Source organism: Bacillota bacterium (assembly GCA_030019365.1).
In the GTDB taxonomy this organism is placed as follows: domain Bacteria; phylum Bacillota; class Sulfobacillia; order JACIYH01; family JACIYH01; genus JACIYH01.
Genome location: JASEFA010000002.1, coordinates 477,806 through 501,924, shown reverse-complemented (window position 1 = coordinate 501,924; position 24,119 = coordinate 477,806). Strand labels below are relative to the sequence as shown.

At 69.4% G+C, this 24,119-nt stretch carries 22 protein-coding genes and 1 pseudogene; 20 read left to right on the top strand and 3 right to left on the bottom strand.

Translation table 11 applies throughout. The annotated features are described in order from the left end of the window. The first annotated feature begins 234 nt into the window (after positions 1-234). The 7 genes and pseudogenes from argC to QME70_05730 all read left to right on the top strand — a co-directional run bounded on the left by argC (position 235) and on the right by QME70_05730 (position 8,962). Entirely contained in the window at positions 235-1,305 is a 1,071-nt protein-coding gene (gene argC / locus QME70_05760) for an N-acetyl-gamma-glutamyl-phosphate reductase (protein ID MDI6894098.1), read from the top strand. 67 nt (positions 1,306-1,372) lie between these two features. Continuing rightward, on the top strand, positions 1,373-2,584 hold the full coding sequence (argJ, locus tag QME70_05755) for a bifunctional glutamate N-acetyltransferase/amino-acid acetyltransferase ArgJ (GenBank protein ID MDI6894097.1): 1,212 nt from the start codon (positions 1,373-1,375) through the stop codon (positions 2,582-2,584). Between the two features lie 105 nt (positions 2,585-2,689). Next, positions 2,690-3,412: pseudogene (argB, locus tag QME70_05750) on the top strand (acetylglutamate kinase). Between the two features lie 255 nt (positions 3,413-3,667). Further along, complete coding sequence (locus QME70_05745) at positions 3,668-4,852, top strand: aspartate aminotransferase family protein (GenBank protein MDI6894096.1); 1,185 nt, start codon at positions 3,668-3,670, stop codon at positions 4,850-4,852. Next, entirely contained in the window at positions 4,845-6,134 is a 1,290-nt protein-coding gene (locus tag QME70_05740; protein ID MDI6894095.1) for an argininosuccinate synthase, read from the top strand. Before QME70_05745 ends, QME70_05740 begins: the two co-directional genes overlap by 8 nt. Continuing rightward, positions 6,131-7,522, top strand: a complete 1,392-nt coding sequence (gene argH / locus QME70_05735; protein MDI6894094.1) for an argininosuccinate lyase — start codon at positions 6,131-6,133, stop codon at positions 7,520-7,522. The genes QME70_05740 and argH overlap by 4 nt, the downstream gene beginning before the upstream one ends. A 21-nt stretch (positions 7,523-7,543) precedes the next feature. Next, complete coding sequence (locus tag QME70_05730) at positions 7,544-8,962, top strand: tetratricopeptide repeat protein (GenBank protein ID MDI6894093.1); 1,419 nt, start codon at positions 7,544-7,546, stop codon at positions 8,960-8,962. Here QME70_05730 and QME70_05725 read toward each other — a convergent pair. The 3 genes from QME70_05725 to speE all read right to left on the bottom strand — a co-directional run bounded on the left by QME70_05725 (position 8,885) and on the right by speE (position 11,184). Then, positions 8,885-9,700: a molybdenum cofactor guanylyltransferase gene (locus tag QME70_05725; GenBank protein MDI6894092.1), complete on the bottom strand. Its 816-nt coding sequence runs from the start codon at positions 9,698-9,700 to the stop codon at positions 8,885-8,887. The genes QME70_05730 and QME70_05725 overlap by 78 nt on opposite strands. After that, positions 9,697-10,290, bottom strand: coding sequence for a molybdopterin-guanine dinucleotide biosynthesis protein B (gene mobB, locus QME70_05720; protein MDI6894091.1), 594 nt, complete (start codon positions 10,288-10,290; stop codon positions 9,697-9,699). Before mobB ends, QME70_05725 begins: the two co-directional genes overlap by 4 nt. 72 nt (positions 10,291-10,362) lie before the next feature. Then, positions 10,363-11,184 carry a polyamine aminopropyltransferase gene (gene speE, locus QME70_05715; protein MDI6894090.1) on the bottom strand — a complete coding sequence of 274 codons (822 nt, stop codon included), beginning with the start codon at positions 11,182-11,184 and terminating at the stop codon, positions 10,363-10,365. Positions 11,185-11,347: 163 nt separating this feature from the next. On the opposite strand from speE, the gene QME70_05710 reads away from it, so the two are divergent. The 13 genes from QME70_05710 to smpB all read left to right on the top strand — a co-directional run bounded on the left by QME70_05710 (position 11,348) and on the right by smpB (position 24,045). Then, positions 11,348-11,530 carry a hypothetical protein gene (locus tag QME70_05710; protein MDI6894089.1) on the top strand — a complete coding sequence of 61 codons (183 nt, stop codon included), beginning with the start codon at positions 11,348-11,350 and terminating at the stop codon, positions 11,528-11,530. A 228-nt stretch (positions 11,531-11,758) separates the two neighbouring features. After that, the gene (locus QME70_05705) at positions 11,759-12,580 is read left to right on the top strand and encodes a hypothetical protein (protein ID MDI6894088.1); all 822 of its coding nucleotides are present in this window, start codon (positions 11,759-11,761) and stop codon (positions 12,578-12,580) included. 41 nt (positions 12,581-12,621) lie between these two features. Continuing rightward, a complete protein-coding gene (locus tag QME70_05700) occupies positions 12,622-13,821 on the top strand; it encodes a M20/M25/M40 family metallo-hydrolase (protein MDI6894087.1) in 1,200 nt (399 codons plus the stop codon). Between the two features lie 99 nt (positions 13,822-13,920). Continuing rightward, positions 13,921-14,817, top strand: a complete 897-nt coding sequence (locus QME70_05695) for a Na/Pi symporter (GenBank protein MDI6894086.1) — start codon at positions 13,921-13,923, stop codon at positions 14,815-14,817. A 95-nt stretch (positions 14,818-14,912) separates the two neighbouring features. Continuing rightward, complete coding sequence (gene rpoN / locus QME70_05690; protein MDI6894085.1) at positions 14,913-16,352, top strand: RNA polymerase factor sigma-54; 1,440 nt, start codon at positions 14,913-14,915, stop codon at positions 16,350-16,352. A gap of 16 nt (positions 16,353-16,368) precedes the next feature. Beyond that, a complete protein-coding gene (gene gap, locus QME70_05685) occupies positions 16,369-17,370 on the top strand; it encodes a type I glyceraldehyde-3-phosphate dehydrogenase (protein ID MDI6894084.1) in 1,002 nt (333 codons plus the stop codon). Between the two features lie 87 nt (positions 17,371-17,457). After that, positions 17,458-18,702, top strand: coding sequence for a phosphoglycerate kinase (locus QME70_05680; protein MDI6894083.1), 1,245 nt, complete (start codon positions 17,458-17,460; stop codon positions 18,700-18,702). 28 nt (positions 18,703-18,730) lie between these two features. After that, positions 18,731-19,510 carry a triose-phosphate isomerase gene (gene tpiA, locus QME70_05675; GenBank protein ID MDI6894082.1) on the top strand — a complete coding sequence of 260 codons (780 nt, stop codon included), beginning with the start codon at positions 18,731-18,733 and terminating at the stop codon, positions 19,508-19,510. Further along, a complete protein-coding gene (gene gpmI / locus QME70_05670; GenBank protein ID MDI6894081.1) occupies positions 19,511-21,076 on the top strand; it encodes a 2,3-bisphosphoglycerate-independent phosphoglycerate mutase in 1,566 nt (521 codons plus the stop codon). It abuts the gene before it with no gap. Between the two features lie 31 nt (positions 21,077-21,107). Next, positions 21,108-22,382 carry a phosphopyruvate hydratase gene (eno, locus tag QME70_05665; GenBank protein ID MDI6894080.1) on the top strand — a complete coding sequence of 425 codons (1,275 nt, stop codon included), beginning with the start codon at positions 21,108-21,110 and terminating at the stop codon, positions 22,380-22,382. A 141-nt stretch (positions 22,383-22,523) separates the two neighbouring features. Continuing rightward, positions 22,524-22,754 (top strand): preprotein translocase subunit SecG, encoded by a 231-nt coding sequence (gene secG / locus QME70_05660; protein ID MDI6894079.1) that lies wholly within the window; start codon positions 22,524-22,526, stop codon positions 22,752-22,754. 77 nt (positions 22,755-22,831) lie between these two features. Beyond that, positions 22,832-23,383, top strand: a complete 552-nt coding sequence (locus QME70_05655; GenBank protein ID MDI6894078.1) for an HDIG domain-containing protein — start codon at positions 22,832-22,834, stop codon at positions 23,381-23,383. A gap of 179 nt (positions 23,384-23,562) precedes the next feature. Further along, positions 23,563-24,045: an SsrA-binding protein SmpB gene (gene smpB / locus QME70_05650; GenBank protein MDI6894077.1), complete on the top strand. Its 483-nt coding sequence runs from the start codon at positions 23,563-23,565 to the stop codon at positions 24,043-24,045. The last annotated feature ends 74 nt before the right edge of the window (positions 24,046-24,119 follow it).

Sequence of the window (24,119 nt, the reverse complement as noted above, 5' to 3'; positions counted from 1 at the left end):
ACAGAATCATTGTATCCACGTATGTAACCCTACGTCAAGCCCCGGCAGGGGTGGCAGGCCAGGGGCGGAGCGTGCGACCGGGGAGCCGGGGGCGGGATGGGCGGGGTAGCGGCAACGGGCGGCCGCGCCGGGACGGCTGGCGGCCAGGGTCAGGGCGCTCAGGGCGGAGCAAGCTTGCATACTTATGCGGCCTGCAGTATAATCTGTGCAATGAGAAGGGGGGCCCGGTTCGTTTTGCTCGATCAGGCTGACGCGGTGCCGGTGAAGGTGGCCGTCCTGGGGGCCACGGGTTACACGGGGGCGGAGCTCCTGCGGCTGCTGGCCGGTCATCCCGGCGTACAGGTAACGGCGGCCACGTCGGATTCTTACGCGGGAAAGAGGCTGGACGGGATCTTCCCCCACCTGTACCCCTCGCCCCTCATCCTGCAGCCCACCTCCGCCCCGGTGGGCGAGGTAGCGGAGGAGGCCGGCGTCGTTTTCCTCTGCCTGCCCCACGGCCTGGCCATGGACATGGTGCCCGGGCTGCTGGAGGCCGGCAGGCGGGTGGTGGACTTCGGGGCCGACTTCCGCCTTCGGGACCCGGAGGCATACCGGCAGTGGTACGGTCATGCCCACCGGTGTCCGGAACTGCTGGGAGAGGCCGTTTACGGCATTCCCGAGGTCAAGCGCCGGGAGATTGCCCGCGCCCGCCTGGTGGCGAATCCGGGCTGTTACCCCACCAGCGTGATCCTGGCCCTGGCACCCCTGGCATCCTGGCCGGGGGTGGACTGGAGGGCGGTGGTGGCTGACTGCAAGTCGGGGGTGACGGGGGCGGGGCGGGGGCCGTCCCTGGGGACCCACTACCCCGAGGTGAACGATTCCCTGCGACCCTACAATGTGGCCGGTGTCCACCGGCACGTCCCCGAAATCGAGCAGGAACTGGCGGGCCTGGCCGGGCGCGAGGTGCGGGTGGCTTTCACGCCGCACCTGGTGCCCATGTCACGGGGGATGCTTTCGGTGATATACCTGCGGGTTGAGCCGGTGCCGTCGCTGGATGACCTGTACCAGGCCTACCGGGAGCATTACCGGGATGAGCCCTTCGTGCACGTCCTCGAGCCCGGGGAGCTACCGGCCACCGTCCACGTACGAGGAACCAACCGGTGCCACCTGGCGGTGGGCGTGGACGGGCGCACCGGCGGAGTGCTGGTGTTCTCGGCCATCGACAACCTGGGCAAGGGTGCGGCCGGCGAGGCCGTGCAGAACCTGAACGTGATGATGGGATGGCCGGAGGAGACGGGGCTGGGGGCCCCGGCCCTCTTCCCATGAAGGTCGGGAGGAACTCATGGACGAGAAGGCATCAGTGTTCCTGGAGACGGGCGGGGAGCGGCTGGCCATGGTCGTGACGGAGCCTGCCGAGGGGCGGGTCAGATGGCCGTCAGGTTTCCTGGCCGCCGGGGCGAATGCCGGGCTCAAGAAGAACGGCAGGCTGGACCTCGCCCTGGTGGCCAGCCTGTGCCCGGCCCGGGCGGCCGGAGTGTTCACTCGTAACCGGGTCCAGGCCGCTCCCGTGGCGGTCACTCGGGAGCACCTGCAGGGCGGTGTACTGCGGGGCCTGGTGTGCAACAGCGGGCGGGCCAATGCCTGCGTGGGGGAGCAGGGCCTTGCCGATGCACGGGCCATGGCCGAAGAGGCGGCGGCTGTGTTGTCGCAGTCGCTGGGCGAGGAAGTACCGGCCCGACAGGTGGCGGTGGCGTCTACCGGGGTGATCGGCGTCCCCCTGCCCATGGACAGGGTGAGGGAGGGTATTCGCCGGGCGGGGACCGGCCTGTCCCGGCAAGGCTTCGCGGAGGCGGCCCGCGCCATCATGACCACCGATACCCGACCCAAGACGGCGGGGGTGACGGTGAACCTTCCCGACGGAGAAGTGACAGTGGCGGGCATGGCCAAGGGGTCGGGCATGATCCACCCCGACATGGCCACCATGCTGGCCTTCATCTTCACCGACGCCCGCGCTGGGGAGGCCGCCCTGGGGGGAATCCTGCGCCGGGCGGTCGACGACACCTTCAATATGCTCACCGTGGATGGGGACACCTCAACCAACGATATGGTGGTGCTCATGGCCAACGGGGCGAGCGGCATCGATCCCGGGGAGGATGTCCTGGAACAGACGGTGACCCGCGTGTGCCTGGACCTGGCCCGGCAGATCGCCCGCGACGGTGAAGGGGCGTCCCGCTATCTGGAGGTGGAGGTGCGGGGGGCGGCCACGCGGGAGGATGCCCGGCGGGCGGCCCGGGCGGTAGCCTCTTCTTCTCTGGTGAAGACGGCGGTGGCGGGAGCCGACCCCAACTGGGGTCGCATCCTGGCTGCCGTGGGCCATTCGGGGGCCTCCTTCGACCCCGGCCGCGTGGCCGTGTCGTTGGGACCGGTCGAAGTGGCCCGGCACGGGGTGGAGGTTCCCTTCGATGAGGCACGGGCGCGGCTGGCCCTGAGCGCACCGGAGGTGCACATCGGCGTTCACCTGGGAGCGGGTCCTCATGGCGCCCGGGCCTTCGGCTGTGACCTTACGGAGGAGTACGTGCGCATCAACGCTAGCTACCGCAGCTAGATCATGCCGGATCGGGTCCCAACCCCGGGGCTGGCGCGCGTCAGGAAGGTGGGCATGAGGGTGGGCATGAGGGCGGAAGAGAAGGCGGCGGTGCTCCTGGAAGCCATGCCCTACGTGCGGGCTTTCTGGGGCAAGACGGTGGTCGTCAAGTATGGAGGACACCTGGACCAGGACCTGAAGTCCTTCGCGGAGGACGTGGTCTTCCTGCATCTGGTGGGCATCCGGCCCGTGGTGGTGCACGGGGGTGGGCGGGAGATATCCGCGCTCATGGAGCGCCTGGGTAAAAAGCCTGTGTTCGTGGAGGGGCTGCGTGTCACCGACCGCGAGACCGTGGAGATCGCGGAGATGGTCCTGTCGGGCAAGGTGAACCAGGAGATCGTGGCCGCCATCGCAGCCCGCGGCGGGCGGGCGGTGGGGGTGAGCGGTAAGGACGGCGCCCTCATGCGGGCCCGCAAGAAGGAGGGCCCCATCGACCTGGGCTTCGTGGGGGAAGTGCAGGAGGTCGATCCCCGCCTGGTGGCCACCCTCCTGGACAGCGGTTACGTACCGGTGTGTGCCCCCATTGCCCTGGGCCCCGACGGGGAGGCATACAACCTCAACGCCGACACCGCGGCGGCCGAACTGGCCGTGGCGCTGGGGGCGGAAAAGCTGGTCCTGCTCACCGACGTGGCGGGCGTGCTCAGAGATCGCCACGATCCTTCTTCCCTGGTCTCCCTGCTGGGACCGGATGAAGCCGAGGCGCTGATCAATGAGGGCGGAGTAGAGGGGGGCATGATCCCCAAGCTCAGGGCCTGCCTGCGGGCGGTGCGGGGAGGGGTGAAATCGGCCCACATCGTCGACGGCCGGCGTCCCCACCTCCTGCTGGTGGAGATATTCACCCGCGCAGGCGCGGGGACCATGGTCCTCTCCAGCCCCGACGCCTCCGCACAAGCGGCGGCAGAGGCGGTGGCACCGGGTGAGGCCGGGGCGGCGACGCCCGCTACGACCGAGGAGGCAGGGGCGGCCACGCCCGACGTCACAGAGGGGGCCGGAGCGGCTTCCGAGGATGCGGCGGTGGAGTCCGGGGAGGCCACGGGGGAGGAGATAGTTGAGCTGGAGAGCCGCCACTTCTGGCCGGTGTTCCGGCGACAGCCCCTGGTGCTGGTGCGCGGGCAGGGATCGCGGGTGTGGGACATCCAGGGCCGCTGCTATCTGGATTTCGTCACCGGGCTGGCCGTCTGCGGGCTCGGCCACTGTCACCCCCGGGTCACGCAGGCCATCGCCGAGCAGGCGGGGCAGTTGGTGCACACTTCGTCGCTGTACTACACCGTGCCTCAGGTGCTCCTGGCGCGGGAACTGGCGCGGCTCAGCGGCCTGGAGAGGGCCTTCTTCGCCAATTCGGGGGCCGAGGCCAACGAAGGGGCCATCAAGCTGGCCCGTAAGTTCGGGTCCGGGGACGGGCGCCACCGCATAGTTACCGCCTACCGCTCTTTCCACGGGCGTACTCTGGCCACCCTGGCCGCCACCGGCCAGGAGAAGTACCAGCGGGGGTTTGCTCCCCTGCCGCCGGGGTTCGGCTACGTTCCCTTTGGCGACGTGCCTGCCCTCGAGCGGGCGGTCACCCCCGAGACGGTGGCGGTTATGGTGGAGCCCGTGCAGGGAGAGGGCGGCATCTATCCGGCCTCGCCGGACTTCATGGCCGCCCTGGCCCGCCTGCAGGAGGACGGGATTCTCCTCATCTGCGACGAGATCCAGTGCGGCCTGGGCCGGACGGGCAGATGGTTTGCCTTCCAGCGCTACGACGTCCGGCCCGATATCGTCACCCTGGCCAAGTCCCTGGGCGGCGGCGTGCCCATCGGGGCGGTGCTGGCGCGGGAGGAGGTGGCATCCTGCCTGGGTCCCGGCGACCACGGTTCCACCTTCGGCGGCAATCCCCTGGCCTGCCGGGCCGCCCTGGCTTACCTGGAGGCATTGCAGGAGGAAGGCGCGGTCGAGAACGCCGCCCGCACGGGCGAGCACCTGGCCACCCGCCTGGCCCGGCTGGCCGGGCGCCACCCTGTGGTGGCCGAAGTACGGGCGCTGGGCCTGATGGCGGGGATGGAGTTGCGGGTTCCGGGCGCACCGGTGGTGGCGGCCTGCCGGGAGCGGGGGCTGCTGGTCAACTGCACGGAGGAGGTGGTCATCCGCCTGCTGCCCCCTCTGAACGTCACCCGGCGGGAAGTGGACGAGGCGGTCGATATTCTGGATCAGGCCCTGGCAGTGGCCGGGGAGGAGGGATACCGTGGATAAGGTGGTGCTGGCCTACTCGGGTGGCCTGGATACGTCGGTGGCCATCCACTGGTTGAAGGAAAAGTACGGCATGGAAGTGGTGGCACTCATCGCCGACCTGGGAGAGGGGCGGGACGTGGAGGCGCTGGCCAGCAAGGCGGTGAACATAGGGGCGGTGTCCTGCCGGGTGGTGGACGCCCGGGAGCAGTTCGCGAGCGAGTACGTGTTCCCGGCCCTGCAGGCCCACGCCCTGTACGAGGGCGTGTATCCCCTCTCGGCCGGATTGTCCCGGCCTCTCATCGCCCGTCTCCTGGTGGAGACGGCCCGGACCGAGGGCGCCAAGGCGGTGGCTCACGGATGCACGGGCAAGGGGAACGATCAGGTCAGGTTCGACGTGTCGGTGGCTGCCCTGGACCCCACCCTCAGGGTGATTGCCCCCGTGCGGGAGTGGAGCTGGTCCCGGGAGGAGGAGATCGACTATGCGCGCGCCCACGGCATTCCCGTCCCCGTGGAGAAGCGGAATCCGTTCTCCATCGACCAGAACCTGTGGGGGCGCAGCATCGAGTGCGGGGTCCTGGAGGACCCCTGGGTAGAGCCACCGTCGGAGGCTTTCGCCTGGACGCGCGACGTTGCCGACACCCCTGCCGAGCCCTGTTACCTCGAGATCGAGTTTGCTCATGGGACACCGGTGGCGGTGGATGGAGAGCCTCTCGGGCCGGTGGAGCTGCTGGGGCGGCTCAACCGCCTGGCGGGCGAGCACGGGGTGGGACGCATCGATCACGTGGAGAACCGGCTGGTCGGTATCAAGTCCCGGGAGGTGTACGAGGCCCCGGCGGCTACCATTCTCCTGGCCGCTCACCGGGCCCTGGAAACCCTCTGCCTGCCCCGGGAGACCGCTCACTTCAAGATGCTGGTGGAGCAGAAGTACGCGGAGCTGGTGTACTGCGGACTCTGGTACTCGCCCCTGAGGGCTGCCCTGGACGCTTTCGTGGCCGCCACCCAGGAGTATGTCACCGGCACGGTGCGGGTGAAGCTGCACCGGGCTACCTGCCAGGTGGCGGGCCGGCGGTCCCCCTATTCCCTCTACGATTACGGCCTGGCCACCTACGCTGCCGCCGACACCTTCCGGCACGATTCCGCGGTGGGATTCATCGACATCTGGGGCCTGCCCACCCGGGTGGCCGCCCGGGTGCAGGCGCTCTCCGGCACCGGGGCCGCCGGCGTGGCCACCGGGAGCGGCGGGGCGCCCGGGCAGGTGCTGGCAGCCGTGCCGGCAGCGGCCAGTGGAGGGTCGCCGTCGTGAGGCTGTGGGGGGGGCGCTTCCAGAGGCAGCCCCGGGAGGAGGTGCTGGAGTACACCTCCTCCCTTCCTTACGACCGCCGTCTGGCCCGCCACGACGTGGAGGGCAGCCGGGCCCACGTGCGTATGCTGGGGGCCCGGGGCATCCTGACCGCCGGCGAGGTCAGGCGCCTGCTGGAGGGGCTGGACACGGTCGCCGGGGAGATCGAGGGGGGTACTTTCCCGTTCCGCCCAGAGCTGGAAGACATCCACACCTGCGTGGAGGCGCGCCTGGCCGAACTGGTGGGAGAAGTGGCCGGGAAGCTGCACACCGCCCGCAGCCGCAACGACCAGGTGGCTCTGGACATGCACCTCTACCTGCGGGAACAGGTGGCGGCCCTGGACGAAGCGGTACGCGGCCTGCAGGAGAGCATCCTTAGCCTGGCCGAGAGCCATCAGGGCCTCATCATGCCGGGGTACACCCACCTGCAGCGGGCCCAGCCCGTGCTCTTTGCCCATCACCTCCTGGCCTATTTCTTCATGCTCCAGCGGGACCGGGAGCGCCTGGCCTTCTGCTCCCGCCAGCTTGACCGCATGCCCCTGGGGGCGGCCGCCCTGGCCGGCACCGGGTTTCCCGTAGACCCGGTGCAGGTTGCCCGGGATCTCGGCTTTTCCCGGCTCTACGAGAACTCCATCGATGCGGTGTCCGACCGCGACTACGTGGTCGAAGTCCTGGCGGTCTGCGCCCTCATCATGGTGCATCTGGGCCGCCTGGCGGAAGAGATCGTCCTCTGGACCAGCCGCGAATTCGGCTTCCTGGAACTGGACGACGCCTATGCCACCGGGTCCAGCATCATGCCCCAGAAGAAGAATCCCGATGTGGCGGAGCTGGCACGGGGCCGGGTGGGCAGGGTGGCGGGGCACCTGGCCGGCTTCCTGACCGTGCTCAAGGGCCTTCCTCTCACCTACTGCCGGGACATGCAGGAGGATAAGGAGGCTGCATTCGACGCCCTGGACACCACCGTCTCTTCGCTGCGGGTGATGGCGGGGATGCTGGCCACTGCCCGTCCGCAGCCGGAGGCCATGGCCCGGGCCTGCCGGAGCGGGTTGCTCACCGCCACCGACCTGGCCGACTACCTGGTCCGCAAGGGGATGCCTTTCCGGCAGGCTCACCGGCTGGTGGGCGAGATCGTCCTCCACAGCCTGGAGCGGGGAAAGGAGCTGTGGGAACTGAGCACCGAAGAGTACCGGGGCTTTTCTTCCCTCTTTGACGACGACGTGCCCGGTGTGGTGACGCCCGAGGCCAGCGTGCACGCCCGCCGGTCCCCCGGCGGCACTGCCCCCGAGAGCGTGACGGCCCAGCTAAAAAAGGCGCGGGCCCTGGCAGGAAGTTCCCATCCCGAGGTGGTATAATGGCCCCGTGGTGATGCTCGCGTGTCTCCCCTCGAACCGACCCAGCCACCTGTGCCGCCCGGGGCCGGCGCGGGCCCTTCCGGATTAGCATCCGACCGGCCGGCGGGGGACCAGGATGCCGCTTCCCGGCAGGCTCTGGAGCAGATTGTGCGGCAGTGCCGCGAGGCCCTGGCCCGGGATCCCCGCAATCTGACGGCCCGCCGCGACCTGGGCTCGGCCCTTTACCAGCTGGGCCAGGTGGACACGGCGGCGGGAGAGTTGCAGCACGTGGTGACCAGGGATGCGCGCGATGCGGGGGCCAGATACCTGCTGGCCCTGTGCCTGGCCGAGCAGGGCAAGCTGGATGAGTCGGCCTCCCATCTGCGCCAGGTGATCAGGGCCCGACCCCGCCATGCCCTGGCCCATTATTTCCTGGGGAGGATCCTGGGAATCCAGGGGAAGTTTCAGGAAGCGGAGCCCGAGGTGCGGCGGGCCGTAGAGATCGAGCCTCATCCCCGCATGATCGCGTATCTGGGGGAAATCTACCTGGCCCTGGGCGACATGGGCCGGGCCAGCGCCTGCTGGCGCAAGGTGGTTGAGCTCGACCCCAGCAATGATTACGCCCGGCGCAACCTGGTGGGGACCTACGTGGACCGGGGCATGCTGGACCTGGCCATTGAGGAGGGCAACCGGGCCCTGCTGGCGGGAGGTTCCCACCCCGCCCTCTTTTACAACCTGGGCCTGGCCTACCTGCGCCGCGGAGACGTCGAGCAGGCCGTCGACCACCTGGAGAAGGCCCATTCCCTCGACCCCGCCCACCTCTCCTCGCTGATCGCCCTGGGGGAGGCGTATGCCGCCGCCGCCCGGCCGGACGAGGCCGAGCAGGCGTGGCAGAAGGCTCTGGACAGGGAACAGGGCAACCCCCTGGCCCTCTACGATCTGGGGGTGGCGGCCCTGCGCAAGGGGCGCGAGGAGGAAGCTGCCTCTTACTGGCGCCGGGCGTTGCAGAGCAGGGAGGGGTTTGTCCCCGCGCGGCGGGCCCTGGCGACCCTGCTGGTGAACCAGGGACGGGCGGCGGAGGCCATCGCCCTGTGGGAAGAAGCCGTCCGGATCGACCCCCGCGACGGGCAGGCGCGCGGCTATCTGGCCCAGGTGCTGCTCCAGGCGGGGGAGTTCGTCCGCGCCCGGCAGGTGTGCAGGGAGGCAGCCGAGATCGATCCTGACGATGCGCGGGTCGTGGTGGTGGAGTTCCTGGCTGCAGCCCGGCAGGGCGACGAACTGGGCGTGGTGCGCTCCCTCCGCCGGGCCACCCGCATCCGGGGGTTCGTGGCCCGGGCCGTTCAGACCTGTCCCGACCTGCTGGACCGGGAGGAGTTGCAGGGGTTAGCCCAACGGCTCCGCGACACCACCGCCAGCCGGGTGCTGTCCCTCCTGGTCGAGGAGCTCTTGGAGACGCCTTGAGCCCCCGGTTTCGACCCACTCCAGGTCCGCGGGACTGTTGACGTTGAAGAATGCCACCCGGGGCGGGGCGAAGCGGCGAATTTCCTCTTCTTCCACGGGACGTACCGTCACCTGCCCGTAGAAGGATGCCACCCGTCTTTCTCCCCGGGCCAGGGTGCTTTCGATGGCGGGTAGGCAGGAACGGGCGTACACCGCCGCCAGCGGCTCCCAGAACCCGTTCCAGCGCGGCACCACCGCCTGCCACTCACCTGCTCCGGTTTCGGGTGCATCAGGGGGGCCGCATTCATTCCTGTCCCCCGCGGATGCCCTGCTGCAGGCGGTCTCAGGAGAGCCGGCGGTGGCCACCGCCAGCATATACGCGCCCAGGCCGGCAGGGAAGAGGGGGAGGTCGCAGGCCAGCACCAGAACCCAGGGGGTGGTGCACTCCCGCAGCCCGGCGGCCAGGGCGGCCAGGGGTCCTATCCCGGGCGTCTCGCTGTCCACCACGCGGTAAGGCAGGCCGCTGCCGGCCGAGCGGTCCCGGCTGACAATCAGCACGGTGCCGGTCAGCTCCTCAAGGAGCCGGGCGGTTCGCTCCACCAGGGTCATTCCCCCCACCGCGGTCAGGGCCTTGTTGACTCCCATGCGGGAGGAAGTGCCTCCGGCGAGCAGCAACCCCGTCACCCCCTGGGCGGGGAGGTCGGCGCGGCTCCGGTGCCGTTCCCCGTCACCCGCCCGCTGAAGGCCACCCCCGCTCACCGGTCCGAAGCCCCCTCCGGTGCCGGCCCGCAGGCACCATCGGGACCGTCTGTCGGGGTCCTGCTGCCGGTGCCGGGCGGATTGTCGGCAAACCTCCTCCTGTTGGGGCTATCGAGACCAAGGGTTTGCTCTATGAGGTCGGCCAGGTGCTCCGCCTCCTCGGGGCCGTGCACCCTGGCCAGGCAACGGGGACCCGGGTCGCGGTGCAGGTCTGGGGTCTGGACGTGGACGCTGGGGATGTCCAGGCCATGGTGGCCTTCCACCAGGATGACGTCGGGGGGAGGGAGCCCGAGGGAGCGGTAGAAGGCGGCCAGGGCTACCCCCAGGCGCGATGGGTCGAGGGGATGACCCGGCTGTCCCAGCAGGGCCCAATTCTGGGGTGAATGCAGCAGCACTGCTTCCGCGCCAGCGCGGGCGAAGCGCCAGCTGTCTTTCCCCGGCCGGTCGAGGGAAAACCCGCCCGGGGTGTGCTTCAAAGCTACCACCCGCCACCCCCGGTCTCGCATGACCCGTATCAGGGCTTCCAGCAGGGTGGTCTTGCCGCTCCCGGAAGTGCCGGTCACGCCGAACATGGGGATGTCGTCAGGCAATGGCCTCACCCCCTACCGTTCCTGTACCCAGGTGCAGTGCTGCCAGGATGGTTGGGAAGCCGGGCGAACAGCTCACAGCTGCTGCCTGATGACGGGGGGAAGGGCGAAGGCGGCCCGGTGGATTTCCGGGCAGTAGTAGCCTGTCCCGGGCGGAGCAGCGGAGCGGGTCTCCGAGGGGTCCAGTCCCCCCTTGCTGCCCACGGTGAAGGTCCAGAACCATACGGAATACACCGGCACCATGCTCAGGTAGAGCCGGGTGAGGGGAAACACGCTGGCCACCGCTCGGTAGGCCTGGCGCATGGCGTCCGTCCTGAAGAAGGGCTCCTCGGTCTGGCAGGCCAGAAAACCCTGGGGGGTGAGAAGGCGGAAGCAGTCGGCGCAGAAAGCCGGCGTAAACAACCCCAGGGATGGCCCCGATGGGTCGGTGGAATCTACCAGGATCACGTCGAACGACCCGGAGCACTGCCGTACGTACCGGACCCCATCCTGGAAGTCGACCCGCACGCGGGGATCCGCCAGCCCCCTGCTCAGGGTGGGGAGATAACGGCGGCACGCCTCCACCACTCCCCGATCTATCTCCACCATGGTTACGTGTTCCACGCCGGGATGCCTCAGCACCTCTCGCACCACGCCCCCATCGCCCCCTCCGATCACCAGCACCCTGCGGGGCGATGGGTGGGCGCACAGGGGAACATGGGCGAGCATCTCGTGGTAGAAGACCTCGTCGCGCTCCGTGGTCTGGAGCACGCCGTCGAGCACCAGCGCCCGGCCGAAATCCTCGGTATCGATGATGGCCAGATCCTGCAGGCCCGTGTGCTCTTGAAAGAGGACCTCGCGCACCTTGAGCCTCAGATAGGTACCGTCCGCGTGCTTTTCGTCGAACCACACGGGCACCGCTCACCACCCCGTTCCATCTGCCTGCAGTTTCCCGGCGCAACAAGAATCGTATTCCACAGCCGCCGTCCCATCCCTCCCGCGCCCATCCCGCGCCATCGCGTGTCGGGCTTGAGGGATGGGGGCTCGGGAGGTGGGAGATGATAGGGGTGGAGGTGGTAATTTGGGTCGCCAGCAGGATAGGTCCGGGAACAGGACCCGCCTCCCTGACCTGGATCAGGAGCGCCTGGAATACGAGGTGGCGGAGGAGATCGGGGTAGATCCCAACCGGGCCCGCCAGCCCCGGGAGCGGGGCCGGAAAGGCCGCCGCGACAACCGGGCAAACCCGCCCGCCAACCCCCCCTGATCGAGCAACCGGTTGGGTTCCGCAGGAAAGGACAGGAGTGGTCCCGCTGGGGCGGGGCCCTCTTTGTTGGCACCGGGTCGGGGTGGGCGGCTCGAGGGAGCAGGAGGCGGCCGCGGTGGCGTCGAACCCGGCAGGTACGAACCGGCCGCCGAGCGCGGCGTCTGTCCGCCGCCGGGTGCGGAGGCGCCGGCGCGGGGGCGGGCGGGTGGCGGAGGGACGGGTTCTGGCGTGGAAGTGCTGGCCTTTGTGGGACCGAGCGGAACGGGCAAGAGCCACCACGCTTCCCTGGTGGCATACGAGACCCGGGCAGACCTGATCGTGGACGACGGTCTGGTCGTCTGCGACGGCCGCATAGTCGCGGGCAGGTCGGCCAAACGGGAGGGTACCCGGGTGGGTGCTCTGCGTGCCGCCTTCTTCGTGGATCCTGCCCATGCCCGCCAGGCCTCCGAGAAGATCCGGGAGCTGGCCCCATCCCGGGTGCTGGTGCTGGCCACCTCGGTGGGGATGGCCGACCGCATTTGCCGCACCCTGGACCTGCCCCTGCCCGCCGAGTACATATCCATCGACCAGGTGGCGTCCGCCGAGGAGATCCGCCTGGCCCTCAGGGCCAGGCGGCAGGAGGGCAAGCATGTGATCCCGGCGCCCACCTTCGAGGTTAAGAAGGGATTCTCCGGGTACCTGGTGGATCCCCTCCGGTTCCTGTTCCGGCCCCGGCAGGCTCCCGAGCCCACCCGGCTGGTGGTGGAGAAGTCCGTGGTGCGCCCCACATACAGTTCCCTGGGCAGGTTTCTCATCTCCCAGGCGGTGGTGGTGGCCATTTCTGCCCGCGCCTGCCGGGAAGTGGAAGGGATAGCGCGGGTGCTGCGGGCCCGCGTGGACCTCAAACCCGACGGGGTGGTGGTTAACCTGGATGTTGCCCTCCGGCGGGTTCCCGGGCTGGCCCACACCATGCCCGGCGTCCAGGACAGGGTGGCCGGGACCCTGGAACACATGACAGCCTTGAACGTTCTGGGGATCAACGTTATTGCCCGCAAGCTCGTCCTGGATTAAGGCGACGGGTCCGCCACCGGCAGGAAGAGGGGGCGGGGGAAGTGCAGGGAGATTACGCGCGCCATGTGGATCAGGATCTGGTCATCGAGGTCCTCTGTGAACTGGTGGCCATCGATTCCCGCAACCCCGACCTGGTGCCGGGTGCTCCGGGTGAGGAGGCCATCGCGCGCTACCTGGGCGATCGCCTGGGGCGGATAGGGCTGGAAGTCCGCTTCCAGGAAGTTGCCCCGGGTCGCCCCAACGTGGTAGGCATCCTGCGGGGCGGTGATCCCCGGGCCCCGGTCCTGATGTGGAACGGCCATCTGGACACGGTGGGAGTGGAGGGTATGGCCGATCCCTTCCGCGCGCGGCGGGAAGGGGGAATGGTGTACGGCCGGGGCGCTTACGACATGAAGGCCGGCCTGGCGGCGGCGGTAGGGGCCCTGGATGCCATCCGGCGGGCCGGGGGCGTGCCCGGCGATGTCATCCTGGCCGGGGTGTGCGACGAGGAGTATGCCAGCCTGGGCACTTCTGCCCTGGTGCGGGAGTATGGCGCGGCCGGGGCGCTGGTACTGGAACCCACTGCCCTGGGGATCGGGCTGGGTCACAAGGGGTTCGTCTGGGTGGAGGTGGAGGCGGCCGGCCGGGCGGCCCACGGCAGTAACTACCGGGAGGGGGTGGACGCCATCCTGCGCGCGGGGCGCTTGCTGGGGGCCCTGGATCGCCACCAGCGCAGTCACCTGATGGCCCGTCTCCACCCCTACCTGGGTGCTCCTTCCCTGCATGCCTCGTGGATAGAGGGGGGTGGCGAACTGAGTACCTATCCCGCCCGGTGCACCCTGCGGCTGGAGCGCCGCACCCTGCCCGGCGAGAGCGAGGAGCATGTGCGGGCAGAGGTGGAGGAGTTGATACGGCAGGTTAGCGAAGAGGAGGCACGCGCAGGGATGGAAACCTCGCCCGCGGACTGGCGGGTGAGGCTTCTCCTGTCGCGGCGCCCCTACGAGGTGGATGTCCGGGAGCGCGTGGTGGGAGCCCTGGTGGAGGGGTACCGGCGCGCCCTGGGGGCAGAGCCTTCGTACACCGGGTCCTACCCCTGGACGGATGCCGTGCTGCTGGGACAGGCCGGGATTCCCTGCGCCATCTTGGGGCCGGGCGGGGGAGGAGCCCACGCCCGGGTGGAATACGTGAGCGAGGAACAGACGGTGGCAGCGGCGCGGGTGCTGGCCGAAACCGCTGCCGCCTTTGCCACGTTCCCCGGATGATCCCCCGGTACCGGCCGGCGTTATGGCCGCCGGGGACTTTGCATACATGGAGGCAGGGGGATAGCCCTGCCTTTTCTGTGGCTGGCAGGCGGGCTGGGCATCTTCTGGTACGGCCTGGAATCGCTCCGCGAGGGCGCCCGAGGTGCGCTGGGCCACCTGCAGGACAGGCTCTGGCGGCAAACCGCCCGTCCCCTGACCGGCTTTCTGGCCGGGGCGCTGTGTGCAGCCCTCCTCAACTCGTCCGGAGCCACGGCCCTGCTCACGGTGGGCCTGGTGGAAGCGCAGCTGGTAGGCCTGCGGGGAGCCATCGCCATGATCCTGGGTGCCAACGTGGGCACCACCGTCGTCCCCCAGATCCTGGCCTCTCCCCTGGGAGACTGGGGTTTGCCCCTTGCGGGTGTGGGAGCCCTGATGAAGCTCGGGTCCCCCTGGCGGCGCGTTCGGGCTGCCGGCCAGGGATTGATGGGGTTCGGCCTCGTCCTGCTGGGCCTGGGCACGGCCGCCTCGTCCCTGCAACCCGTCGCCCGCGGGGTAGACTGGGCGGGGTTGCTGGCGGGGCTGCGGGGACCGGTGCGGGGCCTGGGACTGGGGGTGGTGATGGCCCTGGCCCTGCAATCGGGTAACGCGGCGGTGGCCATCCTGCAGGGGGTGGCCGGAGAGAGCCGCCTTCCCGTGCTCCTGGCAGCGCCGGTGGTGATGGGGATCAACCTGGGTTCCTCCCTGCCCACCCTGCTGGCCGCCCTGGTCTCGGGCGGTGCCGCGGGCAGGCGGGTGGCCGTCTTTCACGTCCTCTGCAACGCGGTGGGGATCGCCGTGTTCTTTCCCGCCTCCGCCGCCCTGGCCCGTCTGGCGGTGGTGTCTGCCGTATATCCGCCTTCCCAGGTGGCCCTGGTGCACACGCTGTTCAACCTGGGTACCAGCCTGGCCGAGCTCCCCTTCGTGGCCGCCTGGGAGAAGCTGTGCCGGTGGCTCGTGCCGGGAAAAGGGGATCGGTGAAGGCGGCATGCGGCAGGCGGTGAAAGGAACCGGGCAGCGTGGGCTAGAATACCATGTGCAGACGGAGCCGCGCTACCCGGGGCGGGGGTGGAGTATTGCACGGCCAGTACCTTAACCTGGAACAGCGGCAGAAGCTGGTCCTGAGTCCTCAGCTCCGCCAGGCGTTGACGGTTCTGCAGTTGCCTCTGGCCGGGCTGGCTCAGATGGTGCAGCAGGAGCTATGCGAGAACCCGGTGCTGGAGGTGCAGGAGGAGCTCGACTGGCGGGCCGAGGACGCGCAAGCCGAGGAGCCCGACTGGCGGGCCGAGGACGCGCAGGCCGAGGAGCCCGACTGGCTTGAGTTTTTTGGCGATTGCAGCGACCTGGGAGTGGTGCCCGGCGAGCAATCGCGCCCGGAACCGCGGGGGTTCGACCTCCTGGCGAATGCGCCCTCCGGATTGACCGGAGGCCTGGGGGACTACCTGCTCTTTCAGCTGCACGTCAGCGGGGCCCCGGCCGACCTGCAGGTGATAGGTGAGTATCTGGTAGGGTGCCTGGATTCCCGGGGATACCTGGCTTTCTCCACTGACGAGGTGGCCGGGGCCCTGGGTTGCGACTGCAGGCTGGCAGAGGAGGCCCTGGCCCTGGTACAGAGCCTGGACCCGCCGGGCGTGGGTGCCCGTTCCCTGCAGGAGTGCCTCTTGCTTCAGCTCCATCGCTCCGTCGTCGCGGCGGAGGACGGCGAAGTCCTGGCCCTGGCTGAGTGCCTGGTGCGCGAGCACCTGGAGGATCTGGCCGCCGGACGTCTTGACCGCCTCGCGCTTCACCTCTGCGCCGATGTGGAAAAGATACGCCTGGCGGCCCGGGTGGTGCGGGGCCTCGATCCCAAGCCGGGTCTTGCCTTCGGAGGGCAGCCGGACGTTCGCTACGTGCAGCCGGATGTGGTGGTCGAGCGGGTGGGTTCCGATTACGTGGTACTGGTGAGCGACTGGGGGATGCCCAGGCTGGGCGTGAGCAGGTACTACCGGCGCCTCCTGCTGGAGGGGATGGCGGATGAGCCCACCCGGCAATTCCTGCAGGAACGGATGCGGCGCGCCGTCTGGTTCCTGCGCAGCATTGAACAGCGCCGCTACACGCTGCACCGGGTGGCGGAAACCATGTTCCGCTACCAGCGGGACTTCCTGGACCGGGGCTGGCCCGGCCTGCGACCGCTCACCTTGCGTCAGGTGGCCGAGGGGGCGGGCTGCCACGAATCCACCGTCTCCAGGGCGGTGGCGGGCAAGTATGCCCAGACCCCGCGGGGGATGTTTCCCCTGCGTTTCTTCTTCCCCGGCGCCCTGGCGGGGCGGGCGGGAGAGGCGGTGGCGAACGCGGCGGTGAAGCGGCTGGTGCAGGAGATGGTGACCGGGGAAGACCCGGCGTCACCGTACAGTGACGAGGTGCTGGTGGCCCTGCTGCGGGAGCGGGGGATTGACATCTCCCGGCGCACGGTGGCCAAATACCGGGCCGAACTGGGCATCGCCTCGTCGGCCCGGCGCCGGCGGTACGGAAGGTAAGCGGAGGAGGTATACGATGAAGATCGGCATCAACGGGTTCGGACGCATCGGGCGCATATTCTTCCGGGCGGCCTGGGAGGAGGGCCTGCAGGTGGTGGCGGTCAACGACCTGGCCGATGCTCCCACCCTGGCCCACCTGTTGAAGTACGACTCCAACTACGGCAGCTTCGGCCCCGACGTGCGGGCCGACGGCGATACCATTGTGGTGGGAGACAGGCGGGTACATATGACCCGGGAGAAGGACCCCGCGGCCCTCCGCTGGGCTGACCTGGGTGTGGATCTGGTGGTGGAGTCCACGGGGCGCTTCACCTCCGGCGAGCAGGCGGTCCTACACATCGACCGGGGCGGGGCGAAGCGGGTGATCATCTCTGCTCCGGCCAGGGGCGAGGACATCACCGTGGTGATGGGGGTGAACCACCAGGCGTATGATCCCGCCGGGCACCGGGTGATTTCCATGGCCTCCTGCACCACTAACTGCCTGGCGCCCGTGGCCAAAGTGCTGGACGAGCGCTTCGGCCTGGTGAAGGGTCTCATGACCACCTGCCATGCCTACACCAACGACCAGGTAATCCTGGACTTCCCCCACCGCGACCTGCGGCGGGCGCGGGCGGGGGCGCTGAGCATCATCCCCACCACCACGGGGGCGGCGCGGGCGGTGGGCCTGGTCATCCCCCACCTGAAAGGCAAGCTCACCGGCCTGGCCTTCCGGGTCCCGGTGGCCACGGTTTCGGTGGTGGACCTGGTGGCGGAGCTGGGCCGGCCGGCCACGGAAGAGGAGATCAACCAGGCCATGCGGGAGGCGGCGGCAGGATCGCTCCACGGCATCCTGGGCGTGAGCGACGTGCCGCTGGTATCCGCGGATTTCAAGGGCATCACCGAGTCGGCCATCGTGGACAGTCCCCTTACCATGGTGGTGGGGGAAAGGCTGGCCAAGGTGGTGGCCTGGTACGACAACGAGTGGGGGTACTGCCGGCGCCTGGTGGACCTGGCCCGCTACCTGGACCGCCTGGGGCTGTGACCGCAGCCCGGGTGCGGGACGAAAGGCCGCCGGGGGCTGCTGCGGCGGACGGGCGGGCAGCAGGGGACGTGAGGAGGAGAAGATCCCTTGCGGTTGACGAAGATGGCCGACCTGGAGGTGGAGGGCCGCCGGGTGCTGGTACGGGTGGACTTCAACGTACCCCTGTCCGGGGGCAGGGTGGCCGACGATACCCGCATCCGGGCAGCCCTGTCCACCATACGGGAGTTGCTGCAGCGGGGCGCGGCAGTGGTCCTTTGCAGTCACCTGGGACGTCCCAAAGGTCGCCGGAACCAGGAGTTCAGCCTGGCCCCGGTGCGGGAGCACCTGGAGCAACTGCTCGGGCAACCAGTGGGGTGGGCACCCGACTGTGTGGGGCCGGAGGCCGAGCGAGCGGCGGAAGAACTCGAGCCGGGGCAGGTCCTCTTGCTGGAGAACCTGCGCTTCCATCCGGGTGAAGAGAAGAACGACCCCGAGTTCGCGCGAGCGCTGGCCCGGCTGGCGGATGCCTACGTGGACGATGCCTTCGGTGCGGCCCACCGTGCCCATGCTTCCGTGACGGGAGTGGCGGAATACCTTCCCTCGGCGGCCGGCCTGCTCATGGAAAAGGAGGTGGCCCACCTGGGTGGCCTGCTGGAGGATCCCCGGCGTCCCTTCCTGTGCGTGCTGGGCGGGGCCAAGGTTTCCGACAAGATAGGGGTGATCAGGAACCTGCTGCCCCGTATCGATGCCCTCGCCCTGGGGGGCGGGATGGCCAACACCTTTCTCCGGGCCCTGGGGTGGGAGATGGGTGATTCCCTGGTGGAAGAGGCTGGCCTGGATCTCGCCCGGGCGCTGGCAGAGGAGGCGGAGAGGGCGGGCGTCCGCCTGCTCCTGCCCCGCGATCTGGTGGTGGCCGAGCGACCCGCTGCGGAGGTTCCTACCCGGGTGCTGGCAGTGCCGGGTGGGGGAGACAGGCAGCCTGCGGGCCCGCTGCGGGCGGAGGCCGGGGCGGGGCGCCGGCCTCTGGTGCCGGCGGGGTGGAAGGCCCTGGACGTGGGACCGGCCACGGTCAGCGTCATCCTGGAAGAGGCGGAACGCGCCGGCACGGTGTTCTGGAACGGACCCCTGGGGGTATTTGAGGTGGAACCCTTCGATCGGGGGACGATGGCACTGGCGCGGGGCATGGCCACGGTACCCGGGACGGTAGTGGTGGGAGGCGGCGATTCCGCCGCCGCCGTGGCCAGGGCCGGGGTGGCCGACCGGCTGGCCCATGTCTCCACCGGAGGCGGGGCGGCGCTGGAACTGCTGGAGGGGCGCCTTCTGCCCGGGGTGGCCGTCCTCCGGGCCGGATAGAGAAGGGGCATCATTGCGGGGGTGTGAGATGAGGTCGCGCAGGCCGCTGGTGGCGGCAAACTGGAAGATGTACAAGACGCGGGCCCAGGCCCGCGCTTTCGTGGAGGAGTTCCTTCCTCAGTTCGAGTCCGAAGGTGTCGATGTGGTTATTTGCCCGCCCTTCACCGCCATCGACGCCGTGGCCGCGATGGTCGTAGGCCGGCCCATGGCGGTGGGGGGACAGGACGTCCACTGGGAGGAGGAAGGGGCGTTCACCGGGGAGGTTTCCCCGGGCATGCTGGTGGAGGCGGGCTGCCGCTACGTCATCGTGGGACATTCCGAGCGCCGGCACCTGTTCGGCGAGACGGACGGGCAGGTGGGGCGCAAGCTGAGGGCGGCTCTCGGCCACGGTCTCGTGCCCATCCTGTGCGTGGGAGAGACCCTCGCCCAGCGGGAGGCCGGCGCCACGGAAGAGGTGGTCGCACGCCAGCTGGTGGGGGCCCTGCGGGCACAGGGGTTTCACCCCGCCCAGGGGATGGAACTGGTGGTGGCGTACGAGCCGGTGTGGGCGATCGGGACCGGGCACAACGCCCGGCCCGAGGATGCGGCCGGGGTGGCCGGCTTCATCCGCGCCCGCCTGGAGGAATACCTGGGGCGGGAACGGGCCGTCCGGGTACGCATCCTTTACGGTGGCAGCGTCAAGCCGGGTAACATCGCCGGGTTCGCGGACCGTCCCGAACTGGACGGCGCCCTGGTGGGAGGGGCCAGCCTGGATGCGACCTCCCTCGCGCAAATCGTGACGGCGTTCGCCCACCCGGGGGGACGCTGAATGCCCCTCGACCGGCGTCCCTGGATGCTGCTGGTGCTGGACGGCTGGGGGTGGAGTCCTCGCCGGGAGGGGAATGCGGTGGCCCTGGCCCGCCTGCCGTATTTCCGCCACCTGGAGGCCCGGTATCCCCACACCCTCCTGCGGGCGGACGGCGAGTGGGTGGGGCTCATGCAGGGGCAGATGGGCAACTCCAACGTGGGCCACCTTAACCTGGGGGCCGGGCGGGTGGTGTATCAGGACCTGGTGCGGGTGTTCCGTTCCATCCGGGACGGTTCCTTCTTCCGTCACCCACTGCTCCTGGAGGTGGTAAGACAGGCGCGCCGGCCGGGTCAGGCCCTCCACCTCATGGGGCTGCTCTCCGATGGGGGTGTACACAGCCACCAGGAGCACCTGTACGCCCTGCTGGAGATGGCCGGCCGGGAAGGGATAGAACGGGTCTTCGTGCACGCCTTCACGGACGGGCGGGACACCCCGCCCACCAGCGGGGCCGGGTACATGGCGGCCCTGGAAGCGAGGATGGCCTCCCTGGGGGTGGGCCGGGTGGCCACCGTGAGCGGTCGCTACTGGGCCATGGATCGGGACCGTCGCTGGGAGCGGACGGAGAGGGCATACCGTGCCCTGGTCGTGGGGGAAGGTGAAGTGGCGTCGTCCGGCCGGGATGCGGTGGCGCGCGCCTATGCCCGCGGCGAGGCAGACGAGTTCATCACGCCCACCGTCGTCCGGGGCTGGCGCGGACCGGGTGACGGGCCGACGGGGGATCCGATAGGGCGGATTTCCCCCGGCGACGGGGTGATATTCTTCAACTTCCGGGCCGACCGTGCCCGCCAGCTTTCCTGGGCCCTGGCGGGGGAGAGCTTCGATGGCTTCGCCCGGCCAGCAGGAAAGCTGCCCCTGGCTTTCTGCACCTTCACGCGCTATGACGAGAGGCTTCCTGTCCCCTGCGTGTTCCCTCCCCAGGACGTGCGCAACACCCTGGGGGAGGTCTGGTCGCGGCACGGGCTGCGGCAGCTGCGCATAGCGGAGACGGAGAAGTACGCCCACGTGACCTACTTCTTCAACGGCGGCCGCGAGGAACCGTTCCCGGGCGAGTCCAGGCGCCTCATCCCCTCGCCCAGAGTGAGCACCTACGACAGGAAGCCGGAGATGAGCGCGCCCGAGGTGACGTCAGCCGTCCTGGAGGAGATCGGCAAGGACGTGTACGACTGCATGGTGCTGAACTACGCCAACCCGGACATGGTGGGCCACACCGGGGTGACGGAGGCTGCCACCCGGGCACTGGAGGTTGTGGACGGGTCCCTGGCCCGGGTGATCCCGGCCGTCCTGGCCCGCGGGGGCGTGGTGATGGTGCTGGGAGACCACGGCAACGTGGAGCAGATGCTGGATGAAGACGGCGGCCCCCATACCGCCCACACTTCCAACCCCGTGCCCTTCATCCTGGTGGACGAGGAGCAGCGGGACGTCCGCCTGCGCGAGGGCGGGCTCGCCGATGTGGCCCCCACCCTGCTCACCATGCAGGGCCTTCCCATCCCCCCCGAGATGGACGGCCACTGCCTGCTGGCCGGCTAACTTAATCCCGTGGAGAGGTGAGGTGAGCGGTTTGTCGCAGATAGTGGAGATACTGGCGCGGGAGATTCTGGACTCCCGGGGTAATCCCACCGTGGAGGCGGATGTGGTCCTGGCCGACGGCACGGTGGGGCGGGCGGCCGTGCCGTCGGGGGCCTCCAAAGGGAAGAACGAGGCTCTGGAGCTGCGGGATGGCGACGCCCGGTACGGCGGCAAGGGGGTCTTGAAGGCGGTGCGGGCCATCCGGGAGGAGATCACGCCCGCCCTGCGGGGGAGCGACGCCCTCGACCAGGCGGCGGTGGATGGCAGGCTCCTGGAACTCGACGGTACCCCCGGCAAGACCCGCCTTGGTGCTAATGCCGTGTTGGCCGTTTCCCTCGCCTGTGCCCGGGCGGCTGCCGAGTACTGCGGCCTTCCCCTCTACCGCTATCTCGGCGGCCCGGCGGCCAGGACGCTGCCCGTTCCTTGCCTGAACGTCATCAACGGCGGTCGCCACGCGGACAACCCCCTGGAGATCCAGGAGTTCATGCTGGTACCGGACGGCCTGCCCTCGTTCCGGGAGGCCGTGCGGGCGGGAGTCGAGGTATACGCGGCCCTGCGCCGTCTGCTGGCGGAGCGCGGCCTGTCCATATCGGTGGGAGACGAGGGCGGGTTCGCGCCCCACCTGAGCACGGCTCGGGAAGCCCTCGACCTGCTCGTGGAGGCCATCGCAAAAGCAGGTTGCCGCCCCGGTGAAGACGTTCATCTGGCCGTGGACGTGGCGGCCAGTGAGCTGGAGACCGAGGGTGGCTACCGCCTGGAGGGCGGCCTGCGTCGCCCCGTCGACATGATCTCCTTCTACCGGGATCTGGCCGGCAGCTATCCCCTGGTGACCATCGAAGACGGGCTGGGCGAAGACGACTGGGAGGGCTGGCGGTCCCTCACCGCCGAGCTGGGCGGCAGCCTGCAGCTGGTGGGCGACGACCTTTTCGTCACCAACCTGGCCCGGCTGGAGCGTGGCATCAGGGAAGGGGTGGCCAACGCCATCCTGATCAAGCCCAACCAGGTGGGCACCCTCACCGAGACCCTGGCCACGGTGGAAAGGGCGCGCCGGGCCGGTTACGGGGTGATGATCTCCCACCGTTCCGGCGAGACGGAGGACACCTTCATCGCCGATCTGGCCGTCGCCACCGGCTGCGGCCAGATCAAGAGCGGTGCCCCCTGCCGGTCAGAGCGCACAGCCAAGTACAACCGCCTGCTCCGCATCGAAGAAGAGCTCGGTGCCACCGCCCTCTTCCCCCGCCTCCTCTATATGTCGCGTCATAATTAGGGTTTAAGTTGCTATCAGGCGGTGCACCTTTAGGGCGACTCCCCCAGGTCCGTGGAGTATTGGGTTTTACTGGTTGTTGGCCGCGACGACTGGTGGGAGGGGACAGCCTGTGGTAGAATTGTGGCATCGGGGGGTGATAGGGTGCTGGCCAGCGTGGTGCTGGGTTTGCACATCGTGTTCTGCGTGGGGCTGATCGCCACGGTGCTGCTGCAGTCGGGGCGCAGCGCCGGCCTGTCGGGAGCCATCGCGGGCGGAGCCGAGCAGCTCTTCGGCAAGAAGAAGGGCCTCGACGATCTGCTGGCCAAGGTCTCGACGTTCTTCGCGGCTGCGTTCATGATCACGTCTCTCATCCTTACCGTGTTCCACGGGTGAGTGCAGGCCCGTTAAGTTTTCCGGCCGGGGGCGGCGGGGCATACGCCGCCTGCGGATTGGTAAGGAGGCGTTCTGGTTTGGAGAGGGCAGAAGCGGTGGCCCTGATGCGGCGGCATCTCACCGACCGCAACATGCGCAAACACAGCCTGGCGGTGGAGGCCGTCATGCGGGGTCTGGCGCGCCGGCTGGGTGAAGACGAGGAGAAGTGGGGCCTGGCCGGTATCCTGCATGACATCGATTACGAGCAGACCAGGGATGATCCCGACCGGCACAGCATGGTGGGGGCCGACATGCTGGCCGGGATGGGCCTGGGTGCCGATGTGGTGGAGGCGGTGCGGGCCCACAACGAGGCCCACGGCCTCCCCCGGGACGGCCTCATGAGCAAGGCCCTGTACTCATGCGACCCCCTCACCGGGTTGATCGTTGCCGCTGCCCTCATCCATCCCGAGAAAAGGCTGGCTGCCATCGATACCGCCTTTGTCCTGCACCGTTTCGGAGAGAAATCCTTCGCCCGCGGTGCCAGGAGGGAGCCCATCAAGGCGTGCTCCGAGCTGGGGCTGGGGCTGGAGGAGTTCGTCTCCATCGGGTTGCAAGCCATGCAGGCCATCGCGCCCGAGCTGGGTCTCTGACCGCTCGTCGGCGTCTGCCTCGGCCGACCGGCAAGGGAGCGACACCAGCAGGTAGCCGACGTCATGCCGGCGTGACCTGCCCGAAGAGGCGGCCGGGCGTCACGCCTGGGGAACCGGCAGCAAGAGGGCAGACCGGGCGGTATGCCCCGGTAACTGGCGGGAGGAGGCGGGTGGGCGGCATGCCGGCTGGGCCGGAAGCCACGAAGACGGTGACCGAGAACAGGCGGGCCCGGCACGACTACCACATCGAAGACACCATCGAGGCCGGGATTTGCCTGCTGGGCTCGGAGGTGAAGTCCCTCCGGGAGGGGGCCGCCAACCTGCAGGACAGCTATGCCGAGATTAGGGACGGTGAGGTCTTCCTCGTCAACGCCCACATTGCTCCCTACCGGGCGGCTTCCCATTTCGGTCACCACGATCCCCGCCGTCCCCGCAAGCTTCTCCTCCACCGGGCCGAGATCCGTCGTCTGGAGGCCCGGGTCAAGCAGCGGGGCTACACCCTGGTCCCCCTGCGCCTCTACTTCCGGGGGGGAAGGGCCAAGGTGGAACTGGCGCTGGCCCGGGGTAAGCGGCTTTACGACCACCGGCGCGACATCGCCGAGCGCGACGCCCGCCGGGAAACGCAGCGCTACGGATGCGGTGGAATTCTACACCGATCGTAAGGTACTGACCGCCCGCTGGTGGTGATGTGCTGTGGTGGTGATGTGCTTGCGGCGCGCGGTCGGGTCATGATAGA

Coding starts and splice junctions, on each gene's coding strand:
- gpmI (MDI6894081.1), top strand. CDS start 19,511: ATGCCCCTCGACCGGCGTCCCTGGATGCTGCTGGTGCTGGACGGCTGG.
- smpB (MDI6894077.1), top strand. CDS start 23,563: ATGCCGGCTGGGCCGGAAGCCACGAAGACGGTGACCGAGAACAGGCGG.
- argJ (MDI6894097.1), top strand. CDS start 1,373: ATGGTCGTGACGGAGCCTGCCGAGGGGCGGGTCAGATGGCCGTCAGGT.
- gap (MDI6894084.1), top strand. CDS start 16,369: ATGAAGATCGGCATCAACGGGTTCGGACGCATCGGGCGCATATTCTTC.
- tpiA (MDI6894082.1), top strand. CDS start 18,731: ATGAGGTCGCGCAGGCCGCTGGTGGCGGCAAACTGGAAGATGTACAAG.